This window comes from Arthrobacter sp. NamB2, assembly GCF_005281365.1.
In the GTDB taxonomy this organism is placed as follows: domain Bacteria; phylum Actinomycetota; class Actinomycetes; order Actinomycetales; family Micrococcaceae; genus Arthrobacter_D.
In genome coordinates this window covers 426,680-441,583 of record NZ_SZWI01000003.1, presented here as the reverse complement: position 1 = coordinate 441,583, position 14,904 = coordinate 426,680, and the positions used below count along the sequence as shown (strand labels likewise).

Below are 14,904 nucleotides of genomic sequence, written 5' to 3'. Positions count from 1 at the left end.
CCACACTCGGAGTATCCCCCCATGTCTTCACGCGTCACGATCGCACGCCACCGAGGAGAAGCGCAGAACGCTGCCGGCTTCTCCGCTCTCGCAAAGTCCGTCACGACCAACGCCGGGGGGATGGGCCGCCAGGCCGCCGTCATCGCCGCGGCCTCGGGCCTCGTCCTGACCAGCGGTGTCGCAGCCAACGCGGCTGACCTGCAGCCGCAGCGCGAGGTATCGGCCTCGAACGTCACCGTCAGTTCGGATCGGCCGGTCGTCGTCGCCTCGACCCAGACCGCCGTGTCCTTCAACATGACGCCGGTCAAGGTCAATGCGAAGCCCGTCGTCGTCGAGCAGGCACCGCTCGAGGAAGCTCCCGTCGCCGAGGAGCCTGTCGTCGAAGTCCCGGCCGTCGTCCAGGCTCCCGCCGTCGCCGCCCCTGCGATCGCCGCCCAGTCGGCTCCCGTTGCTGCCGCCGGCGTCACGGCTGCCGCCGGCGTCACGGCTGCGGCCGCCACCCCGGCTCCTGCACCCGTGGCTTCCTCCGGCGTCGCTGCCACCATCGCGGCAGCGGCCAAGGGCCAGCTCGGCGTCATGCAGGACTGCACCCGCCTCGTCAGCAACTCCCTTGCTGCCGCCGGCATCAACTTCCACGGGTGGCCGGCGGGCTACCTCTCCCTCGGCCGTACGGTGAGCGCGGGCGAGGCCATCCCGGGCGACCTCATCTACTATGCGGACGGCGGCATGGGTCTTGCCCACATCGCGGTCTACATCGGCGGTGGACAGGCCGTGCACGGTGGCTTCAACGGCAACACCACGGTGATCGCTCCGGCCGAGCTCGGATCGGGCGGTGTCTACATCCGCGTCGGTGGCTGACCCAGCACCACGATGATTCGAGGAGGAACCGGCACACTGTGCCGGTTCCTCCTCATTTAAGCGGGTAATCGAGTGCGTGCACCCGATGTGAGCGGCACGTCAAGCCCGCGTGGCGCTGGTTAGCCCCCCGGAGGTCTCCGGCTTACCCTTGCACTGTCACATCCGAAGCTCTTCTCCCGTGCCCCGGGATGGCAACCGGTTGCGGGGAACAGGTCAGCAATGAGGCCAACGCATGCGCACTCTTGTTCTGAATGCAGGGTATGAACCACTGGCGGTCGTCACGTTCCGCCGGGCCCTGGTGCTTGTGCTCACCGGGAAGGCGAGCGTGGTCGCGGAGGACGACGATCCCGTCGTCGGCCCGACCGAAGTCCTCGGCCGGCCCTCGGTGATCCTCCTCAACAGGTATGTCAGGGTCCCTTACCGGCACGAGGTGACAGCCACTCGGCGGGGAGTCCTGCGTCGCGACAACCACCTCTGCGCGTACTGCGGGAAGACCGCCTCGACCATCGACCACGTCATGCCGCGTTCGAGGGGCGGTGCGGACACGTGGGAGAACCTCGTGGCGTGCTGCCTGAAGTGCAACAACGCGAAGGGGGACAAGACGCTCAGCAGCCTCGGCTGGAAGCTGAGGATCGTCCCGCTTCCGCCGAGGGGCCCGCAGTGGCAGATCCGGGAGCTCGAGAAGCCGGCGCCGCAGTGGAGCGCGTTCCTCGCGGAGAGAGCTGCGTGACGGTACGGAAGCCACGGTTCGACGCCGTCGTCCTGGCCGGCGGTCGTTCGTCCCGCCTCGGCGGGGTGCCGAAGGCAGGCCTCGTGCTGGACGGCGCAACCCTGCTGGAGCGCACCTGCACGGCTCTGCGGCAGGCGGAGTCCCTGACGATCGTGGGCCCCGAGGGCGATGCGTCCGGACCGCTGGCCGGAGAGCCTTCGTTCGTCCGCGAGGAGCCGGCCTTCGCCGGACCGGCAGCCGCACTCGTGGCCGGCTTTGCGGCGGGACCCGTTCCGAGGGCGCCCTGGTGCGCGGTGGTCGCCTGCGATATGCCCCGCATCGCCGGCCTGGTCGAAGCACTGCTCGAGGAGGCCACGGGCGGAGGCACGACGTCGCTCGTCGCGATCGACGACGGCCGCGAGCAACCCCTCGCCGCGCTCTACCGGAGCGAGGACCTCGCCGGAGCAATCGATCTCGTCCTTGCTACCGGGTCCGCCGACAACCTCTCGATGCGCAGCCTCCTTGCTAGTGTGAGGACCAGACCCGTCCCGGTTCCGCCGGGAACAACGCACGACGTCGACACCTGGGCAGATGCACGAGCGCTCGGAGTCGACGTTCCCTAGCACCCCCGGAGGGCCCGTGGACGATCGCCAGAGACTACTGCAGGACTGGACGGAGACATTGCTCACCGCCTTCGAGATCGACGGCACGAACGTCGATATCGACGCCGTCCTGGGCCTCGCGGGGAAGGCGGCGCACGGTGTCGTCCGCCCGGCAGCGCCCCTGACCACCTTCGTCGCGGGCTACGCGGCGGGGCTCGCCGTGGGCAGTGGGCAGGCCGACGAGCAGGTCGCGATGCGGTCCGCGATGGCAGTGGCCGATGCGTTGTGCTCAGAGGCCGCGACAGGGGGAGCCGCCGAATGAGCGGGACTGCAGACGCACGCAACGTCGACTGGTCCGTCGCGCGCAAGCTCGCGCACGAGGCCGGGCGACCGCTTCCGTTCCAGACCGTGAACCTCGCCGATGCCCTGGGCCAGACGCTCGCCGAACCGGTACGGGCGTTGCAGGACATCCCGCACTATGCGTCGTCGGCCATGGATGGCTGGGCCGTGAACGGCGAGCCGCCGTGGACGCTCGTCGGCCATGCCGAACCGGAAGAGCATCCGCGGGGCAGGGCCGCGCCGCATGCCGACTCGGGGGAGATCTCGCTCGCACCCGGCGAGGCGACCTTCATCCTCACGGGAGGTGTCGTTCCCCGGAACGCCTCGGGCATCCTGCGGACGGAGCACGGCTCGATCCGCGGCAGCGTCCTGGAACGCAACGAGTCCGCGCGGCAGGACGAGCCGGCACACCATGAGCATGTGCGGCCTGCGGGGGAGGAAGCTGCTGAAGGAGCCGAGGCGATCCCGGCCGGCGTCGTGCTGAACCCTGCACAGATCGCCCTCGCCGCCGTGTGCGGGCATGACACCCTCACGGTCCTTCGTGCGCCGAGGGTGTCGCTGCTCATGACGGGCGACGAGGTCATCGACCATGGACTGCCGCACCCCGGGCAGGTCCGCGACACCTTCGGACCGCAACTGCCCGGGTTCGTCGCGATGCTGGGAGGGCACGTCGATGTCGCCGGTCGGGCGAAGGACGACCTCGACGACGTCATCGCCGCCATCAGCGCCGAAGCGACCGATGAGTTCTCGCTCGCGAGGGCATCCGGCGACGTGCTGATCACGACCGGGGGAACCGGCAGCTCGTCCGCCGATCACATCCGGCGGGCCCTGACCGAGCTCGGTGCCGAGATGATCATCGACGGCATCTCGATGCGGCCCGGGCACCCGACACTCCTGGCGCGGTTGCCCGACGGGCGGTTCCTGGTGGGGCTGCCCGGCAATCCGCTGGCAGCGATGATGGCCATGCTCACGGTCGCGGGTCCCCTGCTCGCCGGACTGCGCGGCTCACCCCTGGAGGATCCGGCGACGGTCAGCATCGCGGACGCCTTCGAGCCACTCCCCGGTCGCAGCCGTCTCGTGCCCTACCGGCTCGAGGCCGGCCGCGCTGTCCCGAGTACGCACCAGCGTTCCGGAATGCTGCGGGGGCTGGCGAGCGCCGACGGCGTCCTGGTGGTGCCGCCGGCCGGGTGCGCACCGGGCGACGTCGTTCCGGCCCTTGCACTGCCTTGGACGGCACGCTGACGCCGGCTCCGATCGCCGTGCCGAAGTAGGGCGCGAGAAGTTGATCGAAGTCAACTAACCTCAGGGTAGGGCCGAGGTAAGGAGTGCAGGATGAACCGGGTCACGCAGCGACGACGCATCACGAAGTTCCGCATCGGAGCGCAGACGGGACGGCGCGAGGACGTTCTTGCGGGGGAGGAACCGCTGGAGATCCGGCTCGGTGGTAGCGCCTTCACCGTCACGATGCGCACTCCGGGCGAGGACTTCGACCTGGTGGCGGGGTTCCTCGTCTCCGAGGGCGTGGTCTGGGAGCCCGGACAGCTTCCCAGCCTGCGCTACTGCGCTGGCGTGGACGAGAACGGCCAGCAGACCTTCAACGTGGTCGAAGCGCAGCTGCGCCCGGGCGTCGAGCTCCCGGACACCGCGATGGAACGCCACGTGTACACATCGAGCTCCTGTGGCATCTGCGGAACGGCGTCGATCGACGCCGTCCGCAAGTCGTCGCGCTTCGACCTCCGCACCGATACCGCGTCCGTCGACCTCGGGGTCCTGGCGTCCCTGCCCGACCGGTTGCGTGAGAGCCAGAAGCTGTTCGACCGCACCGGCGGGGTCCATGCCGCGGGCCTCTTCACCGCCGAGGGGGAGCTGCTGTGCCTGCGGGAGGACGTAGGACGCCACAACGCCGTCGACAAGGTGGTGGGCTGGGCGCTGCGCGAGGGCCTGCTGCCCCTGCGTGGAACCATCCTGCAGGTGTCGGGCCGGGCGTCCTTCGAACTCGTGCAGAAGGCGCAGCTCGCAGGCATCCCCGTGCTGGCCGCCGTCAGCGCCCCGTCGTCGCTGGCAGCCGACCTGGCCGACGACGCCGGGCTCACGCTGGTGGGCTTCAGCCGCGGGACGTCGCTGAACTGCTACTCGCACCCGGAGCGGATCGCAGCCTGAGCGGCGCTCCCGCGGGCACGCACGGCAGGGCCGTCGGTCAGAACGGGTTGAGCAGGCGTTGCACGAACCGCCGGGTGCGCTCCTCGCGGGGAGATCGCAGTACCTGGTCCGGGTGGCCGTGCTCCACCACCACCCCGCCGTCCATGAATACGACCTCGTCGGCGACCTCGCGCGCGAAGGCCAGCTCGTGGGTCACGATCACCATGGTCCACTTCTCGTCGGCGAGCTCCTTGATGACGGTGAGTACCTCGCCCACCAGTTCGGGATCGAGGGCCGACGTCGGCTCGTCGAAGAGGAGCAGGTCGGGCTGCAGCGCCAGCGCGCGGACGATGCCGACGCGCTGCTGCTGCCCGCCGGACAGGTTGAAGGGGTAATCGTCCCGCTTCCCGGCGAGCCCGACGCGCGCGAGCAGCCGCTCGGCATCGGCGACGGCGTCCTTCCGCGGTACCTTCTGCACCTGGACGGGACCCTCGATGACGTTCTCGAGGACCGTCATGTGCGGGAAGAGGTTGTAGTTCTGGAAGACCATGGCGCTGTGGTCCCGAAGTGACAGCGCCTCCTTCTTCGCGACCTTCGCGCTGAAATCCACCGGTGGGGCACCGCGGAAGGTGATGGTTCCGCCGTCGGGGGTCTCCAGCCCGTTGAGGCACCGCAGCACCGTGGTCTTGCCCGAACCCGACGGGCCCACCAGGGCGACGACCTGGCCGCTGTCGATGTGCAGGTCGATGGACCTGAGGACCTGGTTGCTGCCGAAGGATTTCTGCAGGCCGGTGACGGTCAGGAGCGGACCTTCCGCGGCGGGCGGACGCAGGGGATCAGTGGGCAACATAGCGGTCCAACCTCTTCTCGAGCGCGGACTGGCCGCTGGACAGGACCAGGCAGATCACCCAGTAGATCGCAGCCGCCTCGACGTAGACCAGCATGAACTGCTGGGAGAAGGCGGCAATCTGCTGGGCCTCGCGGAACAGCTCGGTCACCAGGATCACCGATGCGAGCGAGGTGTCCTTGACGAGGCTGATGAACGTATTGGACAGCGGTGGTACCGACACCCGCGCCGCCTGCGGCAGGATGACCCGACGCAGGGCGACTGCGCGGGACATGCCGATGGTGTGGCACGCCTCCCACTGGCCCTTCGGCACGGACAGGATCGCCGCCCTCAGGATCTCGGCCGCATAGCCCCCCACGTTGAGCGAGAACGCGATGATGGCGCTCGGCCAGGGGTCGATGGTCAAGCCGATCGACGGCAGCCCGTAGAAGATGACGAACAGCTGCACCAGCAGGGGCGTGCCCCGGATGACGGATACGTAGAACCGCGCGATGCCGGCGAGCACCGGCTGCCGGCTGATGCGCATGAGCGCGACGACGAGAGCGAGTGCGAGCCCGATCGCGAAGGACGCGAGCGAGAGCGGGATCGTCCCCATCAGGCTGCCCTGGACCATGGGCCAGAACGAGGTGCGCACCAGCTCCCAGTCCATCAGTCAGCTCCTCCGGGTCGCGCGCCCCGCGCGGTCGGGGGCGCCACGATCCACCCTAGCGCCGGAGTCACTCGCTGACGTCGGAGCCGAAGTACTTCTCGGAGATTTCAGCGAGGGTACCGTCCGCGCGCAGTTCGTCCAGCGCGGTATTGATGGCGTCCACGAGCTCGGTGCTGCCCTTGCGGACCGCGACGGCGCTCTCCGAGGTCTCGTCTGTGGTGGCCGCGACCTTGATGCCCTCGTTGTTGTTGGTCTTCTGGTAGTCGAGGTAGGTCAGCTCGTCGTTGATGGTCGCGTCCACCCGGCCCTGCTCGAGGAGGGTGATGGACTGCGCCCAGCCCTCCACCGGTTCGACGTCGGCGCCGGCCTCCTGCGCCAGCTCGTACCAGTTGCTGGTCAGTGACTGCGCGGTCGTCTTGCCGGAGAGGTCCTCGAAGGAGGTGATGTCGGTGTTGTCCGCCGTCGTGACGATCACGCCCGAGCTGACGGTGTACGGCTCGGAGAAGTCGTAGGTCTCCTTGCGCTCGTCCGTGATGGACACCTGGTTCGCGATGACGTCGAAGCGGCCCGCCTCGAGGCCCGCGAAGATCGCGTCCCACTGCGTCTCCTCGAACTCGGCCTCCACGCCCATCTTCTCGGCGACCGCCGTGATGACCTCGACGTCGTACCCGGTCAGCTCGCCGCTGCCGCCCTCGTGGTAGCTGAAGGGCTTGTACGTGCCCTCGGTGCCCACGGTGAGCACGCCGGCGTCCTGGATCTGCTGGAGCGAGGTCGGAGCCGCAGCCTCGGACGCCGCTCCACCTTCGCCCGCGGGTGTCGAGGACGAAGCGCAGCCGGCGAGCGCGAGCGTGAGCGCTGCAGCGGCACCGAGGATGGACAGGCGGTTCTTCATGGGATTTCCTTCGGTCTGGTTGGACGGGCACGGCGGGTGGGGGAAATAGAAGGGGCCGTGGACAGCTTGAACCCTCAGTAGGACCGCTCCACCCAGCCGGGACCGGAGTTGAACACTACTGAGGTGAACACCGGAGCATCCACTTATTGTTCCGAAGTGTTGCGGCAGGGGTCCAGGAATCGGCGACCTACGCTGGAACTGGCATCCACGGAAGGAATCGCTATGAGCATGGAAGGCGCGGCCTGGAGCTCGCTGTACAAGATATCGACGGCGAAGGACGGCAAGCACGGCTTCTCGAAGGAGTCGGTGCGCCGCATCCTCACCTTCGCTGTGCCCTACCGGTCCAAGCTGGTGCTCTTCATCCTGCTCTCCGTCGTGGGGGCCTTCCTCGCTGTGGCGACGCCGGTCCTCGCCGGGCAGGTGGTGGACGTCATCGTCGCCCGCGGGGAGGTGCGCACGGTCGTGTGGCTCGCCGTCGTCATCGCCCTGGTGGCCGTCGCGGACGCCGCGGTGTCGCTCGTCACGCGCTGGTACTCGGCGCGCATCGGCGAGGGCGTCATCCTCGACCTCCGCACCGCCGTCTTCAACCACGTGCAGAAGATGCCGGTCGCCTTCTTCACCCGGACCCGGACCGGCGCCCTGGTGAGCCGCCTGAACAACGACGTCATCGGTGCCCAGCAGGCCTTCAGCGGGACCCTCTCCGGCGTCGTCACCAACCTGGTGGCCCTCATCCTCACGCTGATCGTCATGCTGAGCACGTCGTGGCTGGTGACCGTGCTGGCCGTGGTCATGCTGCCCATCTTCCTGGTCCCGGCCCGCCGCATGGGAAGCCGCCTGGCCGCCCTCCGGCGCGAGGCAGCCGACCACAACTCCGCGATGAGCACGCAGATGACCGAGCGGTTCTCCGCGCCCGGCGCCACGCTCGTGAAGCTGTTCGGCAGGCCCGACGACGAGGCGGAGGAGTTCCGGATACGTGCCGCCCGCGTCCGCGACATCGGCGTGAGGACGGCGATGCTGCAGTTCGTGTTCTTCACGGCCCTCATGCTCGTGTCGGCGCTGGCCCTGGCCCTGGTCTACGGGCTCGGCGGCTTCCTGGCACTCGCAGGGCAGCTCGACACGGGCGAGGTCGTCACCCTCGCGCTCCTGCTCACGCGCCTCTACGCGCCGCTGACCAGTCTCGCGAACGCGCGTGTGGAGATCATGAGCGCGATCGTCAGCTTCGAGCGCGTGTTCGAGGTGCTGGATCTCGAGCCGCTCATCCAGGAGAAGCCCGACGCCGTCAACGTGCCCGCCGGTCCCGTCTCCGTGGAGTTCGACGAGGTCCGCTTCGCCTACCCCTCCGCGGACAAGGTGTCCCTCGCATCCCTCGAGGAGGTCTCGACGCTCGACACCCGGGGTGGCGAGGAGGTGCTCCACGGCGTGTCCTTCCGGATCGAGCCCGGACAGACCGTAGCCCTGGTGGGTACCTCGGGCGCAGGGAAATCGACCATCGCCCAGCTCCTCGCCCGCCTGTACGACGTCGACAGCGGGGCGGTCCGGGTGTCCGGGATCGACGTCCGCGACGTCACCTTCGCCTCGATGCGCCATACGCTCGGGATGGTGACGCAGGACGGCCACCTGTTCCACGAGACCATCCTGTCCAACCTCAGGCTCGCCAGGCCCGAGGCCACAGAGGAGGAGGTGTGGGACGCCGTCCGGCGCGCGCGGCTCGAACCCCTGGTCAGGTCGCTGCCCGACCAGCTCGACACGATGGTCGGCGAGCGTGGGTACCGCCTGTCCGGCGGTGAGCGCCAGCGCATGACGATCGCGCGGCTCCTGCTCGCGCAGCCGCGCGTCGTGATCCTCGACGAGGCGACGGCGGCCCTCGACTCGACATCGGAAGCCGCCGTGCAGGCAGCGCTGAGCGAGGCGCTCGAGGGCCGCACCGCCATGGTCATCGCGCACCGGCTCTCCACCATCCGCAGCGCGGACATGATCCTGGTCGTGGAGGACGGCTCGATCGTGGAGCGGGGCACGCACGACGAACTGCTGGAACTCGGCGGCCGCTACGAGGAGCTGCACCGGACCCAGTTCGCGGTGCAGAAGAACGTCGCGGTGGACGAGGCACCCGAAGCCCTCACCGGGGCCTAGTCCGGCTCCCGCGCCAGCGCCAGCAGCTCGGGGACCACGAAGTCGGTCAGGAGCGGAGCGAGATCGCGCCGACCCTCCATCTCCCCGACGTCGAGCCACTCCAGCTCCTCGATCTCGGCGGCCGGTACCGGGAGGCCTCGGAGCGGGCAGAGGAAGACCGTGGCCCTGAGGAGGGTGTCCGGCTCGTTGGCCGCCGGTCCCTCCCAGATGCCCAGCGGGGTGAGCTCCTGCGCATCGACGACGAGACCCAGTTCCTCGACCAGCTCGCGCACACCGGTCTCGGCAGGTGTCTCGCCCGGCTCCGGCTTCCCGCCCGGCTGCATGAACACCGCGGTGCCACGCTTCCGGACGAGCAGCAGGCGTCCACGGTCGTCCAGCAGGCAGAGAGCCGTGACGGTGATCATCGGGTCAGCCACGGGCCTCGGCAGCGGCTTCGTCGCGGAGTACGTCGACCGTCCAACTGGTCCAGCCGATGTCCTCCGGGTAGAGCGCGATGGTGCCGTCCTCCGACCGGGCGGAGTAGTCCAGCCCGAAGGTAGGCGTCCCTTCGGTGGCGGTCAGGAATCGATCGACCGACTCACGGAGGATCCCTTCGAGCTCCTCCTCGTCGTTCGTCTCCGTGGCGATGACGACGACGGCCTCCTCGCCCGAGACGAACTCCTGGTACTCGATCTCCGCCGACGTCACCCCCGGCACCTCCTCGATCGCCGTGGCCCAGCCCTCCGGGTCGGGTTCCACCGGCCCGGAGCAGGCGGACAGGACGACGGCGAGGGAGAGCCCTGCGACCAGGCTGGCTGATCCGGTCCTGACTCGCATACTTCAGTCCCGCCGACCGGTGGGCACGACGACGGCGCTGACCGCGTCCTCGTCGGTCGTCAGGAACCGGCTGAACGACGAATCCTGGCCGTACGCGCTCGCGGGGCCGCCGGCTTCCTCCGCCGCGGCGATGGAGCCGACATAGGCGTTGAAGTCGTGGTTGGCCTCGACGTCGTACCAGGTGCTGCCGGCAGGGTCGGGCAGGGTGACGACAGCCGCCCCGCTGGGTCGCGGGACGGTCCCGTCCACCCGCAGTCCTGCGAGGTCGAGCTGGGGAACGGCATCGGAGGCGTGCTGGAAGGCCAGGACGTCGATCGTGTCGGGAACAGCCGCGCCGTCGATGGGAGACCCGAAGGTCATCACGTTGGTGACGTCGAACTGCTTCCTGAAACTGGGGTCGCCCGCGAGTTGCATCGCGATCATCCCTCCCTGTGAGTGCCCCGACAGGAGGACCGGCGCATCGGCGGGAACTCCTGACTCGATCATCGCCAGGCGTACCGCCTCGGCGGCCGTGGAGGATTGCCCCGAGGCAATCTGGAGGTTCCCCGTCAGATCGGCCGGCATATCGCTGTTCAGAGCCCAGGACTGCGTTCCGGGTATCGAGACGATGTAGGAGGGGCCGTCGGAGCCTGTCACCGTCGTGATGCGGACGGCCCCGTCACCGGTAGGGTCCACGGACGCGTCGAGGTAGGCCTGCGCAGTACCTCGAGCGATGGCCGACAGCGACGACGGCACGACAGCCGGCGCTCGACCTTCATTTCCGCCCTCCCGTGCGTGCGCCCCCATGACGCGGAGCGGAATGGCTTCACCCACCTCTGCCCTGCCATCGTCGAGGAAATGCGGATCGGGCGTGCCGACCGTGCCGAGGCGGTACGCGAGGTTCCCCGCGCTCCCGAGGACCAGGCCGCCCGCAGCGAGGACCTGCATGACCGATGGCGGTTCTCCGCCGGGACCCCACGTCGTCAGCCGGCTGAAGTAGTCGAGGTCGTCCTCGAGGTCCGGCACCGATTCCCGGAGCTCGTCCGGCACCTCGCGGATCCCGTCGCCGACGTAGTCCACGACCTCGTCGACCTGCGTGTCGACCCAGCGCACGCTGTCACCGATCGTGCCGGTGGCCCAGTCCAGGCCGTCCTCCGCCCAGTCGCCGATCTCCATGGCTCCATCGCCGACAGTGTCGACGGCACCGTCGACACCATCGACACCTCCCGCGACGTCGTCCCACAGGTCCCCGAGCCGGTCGCGCAGCGGGTTCCGGTTGTCGTCACGGGGTGGACGACCCTCACCGGCGGAGGGCCCTGGGGAGCTCGCATCGTCCTGCTGGTCGGCATCGGCGAGGGCCGTCCGCGCGCTCTCGTGCAACGCCGCACTCACGAGGCGCAGGTCGGGGGCGTGGCGGATGCCCCACGCGTGCCGGAACTGCTCGGCGTCCGGACCGGCCCACGAGGTGGCGCGGGCTGCGGTCCCGACGATCACCGCCATGTCCTCGAGCGAGCGTGACGAGGCGTCCAGCATGCGGGCGAGGCCTCTGACCTCGCGCGGGTCCATCCCGATGACGCCCGTCATTCCGCACCGCCCTGGACCGGACCGGCCAGCGCCCCGACGAGCGCGAAACCGATCTCCCGGGCGAGATGCCCGGCCTGCACCGGCACGACGACGGCGGCCGCCCGCCCGTCCACGCGCCGCGTCCTGATCGAGTAGAGCCGCTCTTCATGCACGGCCCACATGCCGCCCCAGATCGTCGGCGTCCCGCTGCCATGTGCTGCCAGTTCGGCTGTCACCTGGGAGGTGCAGTTGGCGGCGATCCCGAGTGCAGTGGCGTCATCGACCCCGTGATCCGCTTCGAGGACCGCGGTCGCCTCAGCTGCACCGGCCCTGAGCTGGGGAAGGGGTGGAAGGATGCGTCGGACGCCGTCCCAGAAGGTGTCCGTGGAGAAGAGACTCACCTCGACCGCCGGCTCCGTTCCTGTGATGCGGACCGCGCCGTCGGCCGTGGACCCGAATGCCCGACGCCGCTGGACGCAGACGATGCGCGCACCGGCGATGCTGATGGTGCTCTGTCCCGAGATGCCGTTGTAGGTGGCCGTGATGCGCAGGACGATCTCGGGATCCGCGACGACCGCGAGGGCTTCCCGCCACGGAGCCGTCACGCGATTGTCGAGGGCGATGCCCGCCTGGGTCAGTTCCGCCCATCCAGGGCCGTCGGACTGGTGGTGCCCGCCGTCGCGCACGGCGGCCGTGGCCATGTCCCATGCCCCGCTCGAGATGCGCACGAGGCGGGACGGCGCGGTGGATGGTTTCCCCATGGCGTCCAACCTACCCGCCGTGAATGGCGAAGGAGGATGGGCAGAACTGCTCATCCTCCTTCGCTGGTCGGAGAACGCCCGTCCGACCCACTCGTGCCCCTGGCCGGAATCGAACCGACGACCTTCCCTTTAGGAGAGGGACGCTCTATCCTACTGAGCTACAGAGGCTCGGATGCGGCTGATCCACCGATCCGGCGGTCCCAGCTTACCCGTTCTTCGCGACTGTTTCCGCGCGTGGCGTCGATGCACGCAGGCGTCGGGGCAGGACGACGCATGCAGCTCCTGCCAGGAGGCTCGCGGCGAGCAGAAGCCAGCGCAGCACGGTCAGCGTCGATGCCAGCGCCACGCCGCCGGTATCGGGAGCGGCCTGTGCGAGTGCGGCATCGATGGCGATGTTCTCCCACAGGTCCACCACGACGAACAGGATGACGGGAGACCACAGCACCCAGCGCAGCCATCGCCGTCCCGCGCCCAACTGGATCAGCAGCAACCAGGCGAACGCGAAGATCAGGGGAAACAGTGTGCCTGCCGTCTTGTGCACATAGCTGAGCTGGCCGCGGGCGTCGTCGTCCATCGCTTCGCGGAGCCGTTCGACGTAGCCCTGGTCGTAGCCGCCGATCATCATGTCCGGCATGGTGAGGCCGTCGGAGAGCTGGGTCATCTGGCCGAGGGTGAGCAGATGGAGGTACCAGAAGAGGAAGAGTGATGCGACGGTGGCGGCGATCAGGACCAGGCTGCCGTTGCTCCTCTGGTTCGTGCGGCTTCCGGCTACCGGGAGTTCCTCCGGCGGCGCTCCCGTCGTGTGCTTGCGTGCGATCTGCGCCCTTGTCTTTGCCACGCTCCCAGTATGCGGGGCCGGGGAGGCCCGCGGGCTCGCTGCTCCAAGAGTCTGCATCGCGCTCCTTCGACGCGCAGCCCGTCACCGGATGTGATCTGTGATTGCGTTCACAGGAGAAGCAGGGTTCATTAGTGGGATGAATCTTTCTTCCGCACTACCCAGGGCTGTCACCGAGGACGTCGGGTGGCTCGCCGCCATCGACGAGGCGATCAACACAGCGTTCGAGAAACCGACCGAGATCTTCTCGAGCATCGTGTTCTTCCCGATCACGATCGGCGACGTCAGCTTTCCGGCTGTCGTCGCCTGGCTGATCCTGGCCGGCATCGTCTGCACCATCTACTTCGGGGTTCCGCAGTTCCGGGGACTCAAGGTCGGGTACGAAGTGGTCCGGGGACGCTACTCCTCGAAAGACGATCCGGGCGAGGTCCCGCACTTCCAGGCACTCACCTCGGCTCTTTCGGGAACCGTCGGCCTCGGCAACATCGCCGGTGTCGGCGCCGCGATGGCCCTTGGTGGCCCGGGCGCCACGTTCTGGATGATCTGTGCCGGCCTCATCGGGATGGCCACGAAGTTCGCCGAGTGCACCCTCGGGGTGAAGTACCGCGAGGTGCACGAGGACGGGACGGTGAGTGGCGGCCCGTTCAAATACCTTCCCATCGCCTTCCAGAAGCTCGGACGCATCCCCGCCAAGATCCTGACCGGGATCTTCGCCGTCGCGATCCTCATCTTCGGCGTGGCCGGCGGCAACATGTTCCAGGCCAACCAGACCTTCGCTCAGGTGCAGAACGTCACGGGCGGCGAGGACGGCTTCCTCGGCAGTGCCGGAGCCGCGCTGATCTTCGGTGTCGTTCTCGCGTTCTTCGTCGCCATCGTGATCCTCGGTGGCATCAAGTCCATCGGTGCCACCACCTCCCGGCTCGTACCGGCGATGGGTGGAATCTACGTCCTCGCCTGCCTCTTCGTCATCATCGTGAACATCGAGCAGGTCCCTGCTGCCTTCGGAGCGATCATCGGCGGCGCGTTCAACCCGCAGGGCGTCGCGGGCGGCATCCTCGGCGTGCTGATCGTCGGATTCCAGCGCGCCTCCTTCTCCAACGAAGCGGGCGTGGGCTCGGCAGCCATTGCGCACTCTGCCGTCAAGACGCGCCGGCCGGTCAGCGAGGGTTTCGTGGCCCTGTACGAGCCGCTCGTCGACACGGTCCTGATCTGCACCATGACCGCACTGGCCATCGTCATCGCCGGGGCGCCCAGCCTCCAGGCCGGAATCGACCAGGTCCAGGGCGGCGGTGACACCCCCGACGGCGTGATCCTGACCTCCGACGCCTTCGCGACCGTGCTGCCGTGGTTCCCGATCGTCCTGGCGATCGCAGTGATCCTCTTCGCCTACTCGACGCTCATCACCTGGTCCTACTACGGACTCAAGGCCTGGGAATTCCTCTTCGGCCGGGGCAAGACGGCGGAAGTGACGTACAAGGTCATCTTCCTCTTCTTCACCGTGGCCGGCTGCGTGCTGACCTTCAGCCAAGTCATCAGCTTCGCCGATGCGGCCCTGTTCGTGTGCGCCTTCGTCAACCTGCTCGGCGTCTACTTCCTGCTGCCCGTCATCAAGCGGGAGATGCGTGAGTACCTGGCCGACCGCAAGAGCGGCAAGCTGCTGATCCTCGGTATCGAGAAGGACGAGCTCCGGACCGAGAAGTAGCCTCACCACGCTTCGACGGAACTGCCCCCGCCCGTTCACGGGCGGGGGCAGTTCCGTTTCCCCTGTCACCCGGGTCACGCGTG

General features: G+C 68.7%; 16 protein-coding genes and 1 tRNA gene. 8 read left to right on the top strand and 9 right to left on the bottom strand.

Translation table 11 applies throughout. The features are described 5' to 3' along the window. The first annotated feature begins 21 nt into the window (after window positions 1-21). The 6 genes from FDK12_RS08495 (at window position 22) to fdhD (ending at window position 4,668) form a co-directional block, all read left to right on the top strand. Window positions 22-858 (top strand): NlpC/P60 family protein, encoded by an 837-nt coding sequence (locus tag FDK12_RS08495; RefSeq protein ID WP_137369162.1) that lies wholly within the window; start codon window positions 22-24, stop codon window positions 856-858. 232 nt (window positions 859-1,090) lie between these two features. Further along, the gene (locus FDK12_RS08490) at window positions 1,091-1,588 is read left to right on the top strand and encodes an HNH endonuclease (RefSeq protein ID WP_137369161.1); all 498 of its coding nucleotides are present in this window, start codon (window positions 1,091-1,093) and stop codon (window positions 1,586-1,588) included. Beyond that, the gene (locus tag FDK12_RS08485; protein ID WP_137369160.1) at window positions 1,585-2,190 is read left to right on the top strand and encodes a molybdenum cofactor guanylyltransferase; all 606 of its coding nucleotides are present in this window, start codon (window positions 1,585-1,587) and stop codon (window positions 2,188-2,190) included. Before FDK12_RS08490 ends, FDK12_RS08485 begins: the two co-directional genes overlap by 4 nt. A 16-nt stretch (window positions 2,191-2,206) precedes the next feature. Beyond that, window positions 2,207-2,491, top strand: coding sequence for a DUF6457 domain-containing protein (locus FDK12_RS08480; protein ID WP_137369159.1), 285 nt, complete (start codon window positions 2,207-2,209; stop codon window positions 2,489-2,491). Next, window positions 2,488-3,750 carry a molybdopterin molybdotransferase MoeA gene (locus FDK12_RS08475; RefSeq protein WP_137369158.1) on the top strand — a complete coding sequence of 421 codons (1,263 nt, stop codon included), beginning with the start codon at window positions 2,488-2,490 and terminating at the stop codon, window positions 3,748-3,750. The genes FDK12_RS08480 and FDK12_RS08475 overlap by 4 nt, the downstream gene beginning before the upstream one ends. A gap of 90 nt (window positions 3,751-3,840) precedes the next feature. Further along, window positions 3,841-4,668, top strand: a complete 828-nt coding sequence (gene fdhD / locus FDK12_RS08470; RefSeq protein WP_137369157.1) for a formate dehydrogenase accessory sulfurtransferase FdhD — start codon at window positions 3,841-3,843, stop codon at window positions 4,666-4,668. 37 nt (window positions 4,669-4,705) lie between these two features. On the opposite strand, the gene FDK12_RS08465 is transcribed toward fdhD, so the two are convergent. The 3 genes from FDK12_RS08465 to FDK12_RS08455 form a co-directional block, all read right to left on the bottom strand. Beyond that, window positions 4,706-5,497, bottom strand: coding sequence for an amino acid ABC transporter ATP-binding protein (locus FDK12_RS08465; protein ID WP_137369156.1), 792 nt, complete (start codon window positions 5,495-5,497; stop codon window positions 4,706-4,708). Further along, window positions 5,484-6,143 carry an amino acid ABC transporter permease gene (locus tag FDK12_RS08460; RefSeq protein ID WP_137369155.1) on the bottom strand — a complete coding sequence of 220 codons (660 nt, stop codon included), beginning with the start codon at window positions 6,141-6,143 and terminating at the stop codon, window positions 5,484-5,486. The genes FDK12_RS08465 and FDK12_RS08460 overlap by 14 nt, the downstream gene beginning before the upstream one ends. A 67-nt stretch (window positions 6,144-6,210) precedes the next feature. Beyond that, window positions 6,211-7,035 carry an amino acid ABC transporter substrate-binding protein gene (locus FDK12_RS08455; RefSeq protein ID WP_137369154.1) on the bottom strand — a complete coding sequence of 275 codons (825 nt, stop codon included), beginning with the start codon at window positions 7,033-7,035 and terminating at the stop codon, window positions 6,211-6,213. A 222-nt stretch (window positions 7,036-7,257) separates the two neighbouring features. Here FDK12_RS08455 and FDK12_RS08450 point away from each other — a divergent pair, with 222 nt between their 5' ends. Further along, window positions 7,258-9,165: an ABC transporter ATP-binding protein gene (locus tag FDK12_RS08450; RefSeq protein ID WP_137369153.1), complete on the top strand. Its 1,908-nt coding sequence runs from the start codon at window positions 7,258-7,260 to the stop codon at window positions 9,163-9,165. On the opposite strand, the gene FDK12_RS08445 is transcribed toward FDK12_RS08450, so the two are convergent. From FDK12_RS08445 to FDK12_RS08420, 6 genes are all read right to left on the bottom strand, one after another. Further along, window positions 9,162-9,569 (bottom strand): NUDIX hydrolase, encoded by a 408-nt coding sequence (locus FDK12_RS08445; RefSeq protein WP_137369225.1) that lies wholly within the window; start codon window positions 9,567-9,569, stop codon window positions 9,162-9,164. The two genes, FDK12_RS08450 and FDK12_RS08445, sit on opposite strands and share 4 nt — an antisense overlap. A 4-nt stretch (window positions 9,570-9,573) precedes the next feature. Beyond that, window positions 9,574-9,981 carry a hypothetical protein gene (locus tag FDK12_RS08440; RefSeq protein WP_137369152.1) on the bottom strand — a complete coding sequence of 136 codons (408 nt, stop codon included), beginning with the start codon at window positions 9,979-9,981 and terminating at the stop codon, window positions 9,574-9,576. 3 nt (window positions 9,982-9,984) lie between these two features. Beyond that, on the bottom strand, window positions 9,985-11,544 hold the full coding sequence (locus FDK12_RS08435; RefSeq protein WP_137369151.1) for a hypothetical protein: 1,560 nt from the start codon (window positions 11,542-11,544) through the stop codon (window positions 9,985-9,987). Then, the gene (locus tag FDK12_RS08430) at window positions 11,541-12,284 is read right to left on the bottom strand and encodes a hypothetical protein (RefSeq protein WP_137369150.1); all 744 of its coding nucleotides are present in this window, start codon (window positions 12,282-12,284) and stop codon (window positions 11,541-11,543) included. The genes FDK12_RS08435 and FDK12_RS08430 overlap by 4 nt, the downstream gene beginning before the upstream one ends. A 94-nt stretch (window positions 12,285-12,378) precedes the next feature. Further along, a tRNA-Arg gene (locus FDK12_RS08425) sits at window positions 12,379-12,452 on the bottom strand. Between the two features lie 37 nt (window positions 12,453-12,489). After that, entirely contained in the window at window positions 12,490-13,122 is a 633-nt protein-coding gene (locus FDK12_RS08420; RefSeq protein ID WP_137369149.1) for a hypothetical protein, read from the bottom strand. A 136-nt stretch (window positions 13,123-13,258) separates the two neighbouring features. Between FDK12_RS08420 and FDK12_RS08415 the strand changes: the two genes are divergently transcribed. After that, window positions 13,259-14,821 (top strand): alanine/glycine:cation symporter family protein, encoded by a 1,563-nt coding sequence (locus tag FDK12_RS08415; protein ID WP_137369148.1) that lies wholly within the window; start codon window positions 13,259-13,261, stop codon window positions 14,819-14,821. The last annotated feature ends 83 nt before the right edge of the window (window positions 14,822-14,904 follow it).

Bases quoted from the DNA above. Each gene is read 5' to 3' on its own strand.
- fdhD (WP_137369157.1), top strand. From the start codon at position 3,841: ATGAACCGGGTCACGCAGCGACGACGCATCACGAAGTTCCGCATCGGA.
- FDK12_RS08475 (WP_137369158.1), top strand. From the start codon at position 2,488: ATGAGCGGGACTGCAGACGCACGCAACGTCGACTGGTCCGTCGCGCGC.
- FDK12_RS08455 (WP_137369154.1), bottom strand. From the start codon at position 7,035: ATGAAGAACCGCCTGTCCATCCTCGGTGCCGCTGCAGCGCTCACGCTC.
- FDK12_RS08460 (WP_137369155.1), bottom strand. From the start codon at position 6,143: ATGGACTGGGAGCTGGTGCGCACCTCGTTCTGGCCCATGGTCCAGGGC.
- FDK12_RS08465 (WP_137369156.1), bottom strand. From the start codon at position 5,497: ATGTTGCCCACTGATCCCCTGCGTCCGCCCGCCGCGGAAGGTCCGCTC.
- FDK12_RS08430 (WP_137369150.1), bottom strand. From the start codon at position 12,284: ATGGGGAAACCATCCACCGCGCCGTCCCGCCTCGTGCGCATCTCGAGC.
- FDK12_RS08435 (WP_137369151.1), bottom strand. From the start codon at position 11,544: ATGACGGGCGTCATCGGGATGGACCCGCGCGAGGTCAGAGGCCTCGCC.
- FDK12_RS08490 (WP_137369161.1), top strand. From the start codon at position 1,091: ATGCGCACTCTTGTTCTGAATGCAGGGTATGAACCACTGGCGGTCGTC.
- FDK12_RS08440 (WP_137369152.1), bottom strand. From the start codon at position 9,981: ATGCGAGTCAGGACCGGATCAGCCAGCCTGGTCGCAGGGCTCTCCCTC.
- FDK12_RS08495 (WP_137369162.1), top strand. From the start codon at position 22: ATGTCTTCACGCGTCACGATCGCACGCCACCGAGGAGAAGCGCAGAAC.
- FDK12_RS08450 (WP_137369153.1), top strand. From the start codon at position 7,258: ATGAGCATGGAAGGCGCGGCCTGGAGCTCGCTGTACAAGATATCGACG.
- FDK12_RS08445 (WP_137369225.1), bottom strand. From the start codon at position 9,569: ATGATCACCGTCACGGCTCTCTGCCTGCTGGACGACCGTGGACGCCTG.
- FDK12_RS08415 (WP_137369148.1), top strand. From the start codon at position 13,259: ATGAATCTTTCTTCCGCACTACCCAGGGCTGTCACCGAGGACGTCGGG.